This is a genomic window from Streptomyces sp. NPDC005070, assembly GCF_053600395.1.
Genome location: NZ_JBSFZS010000262.1, coordinates 1 through 5,270 on the forward strand (window position 1 = coordinate 1; position 5,270 = coordinate 5,270).

The following is a 5,270-nucleotide window of genomic DNA, read 5'->3' on the forward strand; positions in this document are numbered from 1 at the left end:
GACGGTGGTCTCGGGCACGGCCCGCACTCCGTCGGCGGTGATCTTGATGGCGACCGGCGCGGCATAGACGACGGCGGCGACGATCGCGGTGAAGCGCGTCGCGCCGAACAGCGCGAGGAACGGCACCAGATAGACGAACGGCGGCATGACCTGCGCCGCGTCCAGGGTGGGCCGCAGCAGCCGGTCCACCAGCATGCTGCGCCCCATCCACACTCCGAAGGCGATGCCGAACACCATCACCAGCACGGTCGCCACGAGCGTCGACGCCAGCGTCGTCATGCTGTCCGACCACACGCCCGTGCCGACAAGGAGGCCCACGCACACAGCGGTCGTGACCCCGGCCCGCCAGCCGCCGAGCGCCACGCCGATCCCGATCAGCGCCGCGCCCACGAGCCACCACGGGGAGTCGGTGAGCAGCGACTGGAAGGGGTTCAGCATTCCGTTGGTGATGGCGTCGCGGAATCCGTTCGTGATGCCCGACAGGTTGTCCTGCGCCCACGTCGTCACGCTGTCCGCCGCGCTCGCGATATGGCTGCCGGTGCTGCCCTGGCCGGGGAACTGCGCCGCCCACAGGTACGTGTGCGACAGGTACACCAGCACCAGCACGACCACCCCGCCCGCCGCGAGCAGCGGCCGGCGCCACTTGAGGAAGCGGCCGCCCGAGTTGCGGGCCTGCTCCGCACGTGTGCTCGACGCGGTCGTGACCCGGTCGAGGACGATGGCCATGATCACGATGGCCAGGCCCGCGTTGAAGGCCGTACCGACGTCGAGCGACTGCAGGGCCTGGACGACGGTCTTGCCGAGGCCGGGTGCGTCGATCAGGGCCGCGATGGTCACCATGGCCAGGGCGGCCATGATGGTCTGGTTCACGCCCATCACCACGGTCCGCTTGGACATCGGCACCAGCACCTTCAGCAGCGACTGCCACCGGGTCGAGCCCAGCGAGTCGGCCGCCTCGACGGTGGTCTCCGGTACGGAACGGATGCCGTGCGCGGTGATACGGATCGCCGGCGGGGCCGCGTAGATCACCGTGGCGATCACGGCGGAGGCCGGGCCTATGAGGAAGATCAGGGTCAGCGGGGCCAGGTAGACGAAGGTCGGCATCGTCTGCATGAAGTCCAGGAAGGGCGTGATGATCCGGTTGAACCGGTCGGACAGCCCCGCCCACACACCCAGTGGAATCGCGAACACCAGCGCCACGAGAACCGCGGAGAGGGTGAGCGCCAGGGTGTCCATGCTCTGCTGCCACAGGCCCTGCAGCCCGAAGAAGGTGAAGCCGGCCATGGCCAGGAGCGCGACCCGCCAGTTGCCCACGGCCCAGGAGACGAAGCCCGTGATGCCGACGACACCGAGCCAGCCGATCTGCGGCACCGGGCGGTCGCCGCTCGACTGCGAGATCAGGTCCTGGACGAACGTCACCAGGTTGTCGATGACCAGGCGGATCTCGTTGAAGAAGTAGAGGAAGAGCGGGTTGGAGTTGCGGTTGGCGCCGACCGAGTCGCTGAGGTCGTTGAACCAGCGGTGCAGACCGGTGAGGTCTGCCGCCGCCAGCGTCAGGGTCTGCTTTCCGCGCAGCACGGCGAAGAGCACCAGCCAGACGACCAGGATCGCGGCCACCATCATGGAGCGGCTGACCTTGCGCACGCCCGCGACCGCCGGCGCGGCCTCCGCCACCTGCTCGGTTTTCTCCGGTTTCTCCATGGCGACGGTCATCACATGTCGCCTTCCTGCCCGGCGACCACCGCGAGGATCTCCTCGTCACCGACGATGCCGAGCAGCTTGCCGTTCTCGACGACCTTGACCGGCTTGTCCGCCGCCAGTACGGCCCGGGTGGCTTCCCGCACCACGACGTCCGGGCCCAGCTCGGGACCGTCCAGGGCGTCGCCGTCCACCGCCGGACGCATGATCCACCGCAGAGTCAGTACGTCGCCGCGCGGCACGTCCTTGACGAACTCGCGTACGTAGTCGTCGGCCGGGGCGCCTACCAACTCGTCGCCGGTACCGCACTGGACCATCTTGCCGTCACGCATGATGAGGATGCGGTCGCCCAGCTTGAGCGCCTCGGAGAGGTCGTGGGTGATGAACACCATCGTCTTGCCGACCTCGTGGTGCAGACGGATGACCTCGTTCTGCATGTCACGGCGGATCAGCGGGTCGAGCGCCGAGAACGGTTCGTCGAAGAGCAGCACGTCCGGATCACCGGCCAGCGCCCGGGCGAGACCGACGCGCTGCTGCATACCGCCGGAGAGCTGGTCGGGGTAGGAGTTCTCATAGCCGGAGAGGCCGACCAGTTCGACGACCTCCAGCGCCCGCTTGGTGCGCTCGGCCTTGCTCATGCCGCGGATCTCCAGACCGAAGGACACGTTGTCGACGACCCGGCGGTGGGGCAGCAGCCCGAAGTGCTGGAAGACCATGGAGAACTTGCGGCGCCGCAGTTCACGCAGACGCTTGTCGTCCGCGTCGCGGATGTCCTCGCCCTCGAAGACGATCTCCCCGGCGGTGGGTTCGATCAGCCGGGTCAGACATCGCACCAGGGTGGACTTGCCGGAGCCGGACAGACCCATGACGACGAAGACCTCGCCGGGCGAGACCTCGAAGTTCACGTCGCGCACGGCGGCGGTGCATCCGGTGCGGTCCATCAGCTCGCGGCGGGTGAGCCCGCACAGCTCCTCGGAGTCCGGTACCTGGTCTGCCTTCGGCCCGAACACCTTCCACAGCTTGCGCACGGATATGACCGGGGTGGGGGCCGAGTCCTGTGGCGTGCCGCGCCGCTGCGGCACCTCGGTCTGTGCTGGGGTCACGATCGACCTCTTTTCGGCGTTCAGCCGCGGAACCAGTGCTGCGGCCGGGGTTGGATGTTCTGCCAGATGTGCTTGGGCTCTCGGTACTCGTCCAGGCCGGTCGGTCCCAGCTCCCGGCCCACGCCCGAGTGCCCGAAACCACCCCATTCCGCTTGCGGCACGTAGGGGTGGTAGTCGTTGATCCACACCGTGCCGTGGCGCAGCCGCCGGGCGACCCGCTGGGCCTTTCCGGCGTCCTGCGTCCAGACGGCGCCGGCGAGTCCGTACTCGGTGTCGTTGGCGACGCGTACGGCGTCGTCCTCGCCGTGGAAGCGCTCCACGGTGAGCACGGGGCCGAAGGACTCCTCGTGCACGACGCGCATGTCCTGCCGGCACTCGTCGAGCACGGTGGGCGGATAGTAGTGGCCGTTCGCCAGTGCGGGGTCGCCGGGGCGTTCGCCGCCGCAGCGCAGTACGGCGCCTTCGGCGAGGCCCGCCGCGACATACGCCTCGACCTTCTCCCGGTGATGCGCGGAGATCAGGGCCCCGGTCTCGGCCTCGGGGTCGAACGGTCCGCCGAGGCGGATCTGCCGGGCGCGGCGGACGACCTCGTCGACGAAGGCGTCGTGGAGGGAGTCCTCGACGATCAGACGGGCGCCTGCCGAACAGACCTGGCCCGAGTGCAGAAAGACGGCCGTGAGGGCGAAGTCCACGGCCGTCTCGAAATCGGCGTCGGCGAAGATGACGTTGGGGTTCTTGCCGCCGAGCTCCAGCGCCACCTTTTTCACCGTCGAGGCGGCGGTGGCCATGATGCGCTTGCCGGTCTCCAGGCCTCCCGTGAAGGAGACCATGTCGACGGCCGGTTCCTCGGAGAGCGGTGCGCCCACCTCGGGGCCCGTGCCCAGGACGAGATTGGCGGCGCCGGCCGGGACCCCGGCCTCCTCAAGGGCCCGCATCAGCAGGATCGAGGTGGAGGGGGTGAGCTCGCTGGGCTTGAGGACGATCGTGTTGCCCGCGAGCAGGGCGGGCGCAACCTTCCACGACGCCTGGAGCAGCGGGTAGTTCCAGGGGGTGATGAGCCCGCACACGCCGACCGGTTCGTAGACGACGCGGCTGACGGCGTCGTCGCGGCCGGTGTCGATCACCCGGCCGGCATCGGTGCCCCCGATCCCGCCGTAGTAGCGGAAGCAGGAGACAACGTCGGCGATGTCGTACTCGCTCTCCACCAACCGCTTGCCGGTGTCCAGCGATTCGGCGCGGGCGAATTCCTTGGCGTCGCGCTCGATGAGGTCGGCGGTGCGCAGCAGCAGCGCACCGCGCTCCCGCTCGGGGGTGCGCGGCCAGGGTCCTTCGTCGAAGGCCCGGCGGGCCGCGGCGATCGCGGCCTCGGTGTCGGGACGCGTCCCCTCGGACACGGTCGCCGCGAGCGTGCCGTCAGCGGGACAGCGGATTTCCCGGTGGCCTCCCGCCACCGCATCGCGCCATTCTCCATCCACATACAGGTCTGCCACGTGTGGAGCCCTTCGAGCGAATTCCGTTGCGCATCGTGCACCGTATTGCTTGTGGTGGAACACCCTGGCGAATGTGCGGACATACGTCAAGGGGTTGGCAGATGACGATTTCGCCATGCGGGCAGTTGCGCGGCCACTCTTGACCACAAGCCGCGCCAAGCCCAACCATGTTGCGTATCGCTCACCATGTTGTGCATTACGCACCGACGGAGGCTGCACATGTCCCCTCGACCGCATCCTGGCCGTGAGTACGTTCTCACTCTCTCGTGTCCGGACAGCGCCGGACTGGTCCACGCCGTGAGCGGCTTTCTCGTCAGGAACTCCGGCAACATCCTGGAGAGCCAGCAGTTCGATGATCGACTCCAGGGCCGTTTCTTCATGAGGGTCCACTTCGACGTTTCCGATCCAAACGCCGATTTGAAAAATCTGCGCTACCGATTCGGTCCGGTCGCCGAGGCCTACCGGATTTCCTGGACCCTCTGGGACGCCTCGACACCGACCCGGACGCTCATCATGGTGTCCAAGTTCGGACACTGCCTCAACGATCTGCTCTTCCGGCAGCGCACCGGCGCTCTCAACATCGAGATCCCCGCGATCGTCTCCAACCACCGGGACTTCGAGGGGTTGGCGGAGACCTACGGCGTCCCCTTCCACCACATCCCGGTGACCAAGGACACCAAGGCCGACGCCGAGGCGCGCCTGCTGGAGCTCGTGCGCGAGCTGGACATCGACCTGGTGGTGCTGGCCCGCTACATGCAGGTCCTCTCCGACGACCTGTGCAAACAGCTGGAGGGCCGCGCCATCAACATCCACCACTCCTTCCTCCCCAGCTTCAAGGGCGCGCGCCCCTACCAGCAGGCGTACGCGCGCGGGGTGAAGCTTGTCCCCGGACCGACCGCCCCGCGCCGTCGCCAGGGACGGGAAGGGAGAGGAGACGCGCGGACTGTCCCTCGTGATCCTCGCTCCGCGGGACGGTCTC

4 protein-coding genes are annotated in these 5,270 nt (G+C 68.3%); 1 reads left to right on the forward strand and 3 read right to left on the reverse strand.

Translation table 11 applies throughout. From position 1 onward, the window contains the following. From ACWEBX_RS37155 to ACWEBX_RS37165, 3 genes are all read right to left on the reverse strand, one after another. Positions 1-1,713: ABC transporter permease subunit (locus tag ACWEBX_RS37155; RefSeq protein ID WP_451889153.1), on the reverse strand; the 1,713-nt coding region annotated here is incomplete at its 3' end. After that, the gene (locus tag ACWEBX_RS37160) at positions 1,713-2,801 is read right to left on the reverse strand and encodes a quaternary amine ABC transporter ATP-binding protein (protein WP_391392114.1); all 1,089 of its coding nucleotides are present in this window, start codon (positions 2,799-2,801) and stop codon (positions 1,713-1,715) included. The genes ACWEBX_RS37155 and ACWEBX_RS37160, both read right to left, overlap by 1 nt. Positions 2,802-2,821: 20 nt before the next feature. After that, positions 2,822-4,291: an aldehyde dehydrogenase family protein gene (locus ACWEBX_RS37165; protein ID WP_451889154.1), complete on the reverse strand. Its 1,470-nt coding sequence runs from the start codon at positions 4,289-4,291 to the stop codon at positions 2,822-2,824. 219 nt (positions 4,292-4,510) lie between these two features. Here ACWEBX_RS37165 and ACWEBX_RS37170 point away from each other — a divergent pair. Further along, positions 4,511-5,270: formyltetrahydrofolate deformylase (locus ACWEBX_RS37170; protein WP_451889155.1), on the forward strand; the 760-nt coding region annotated here is incomplete at its 3' end.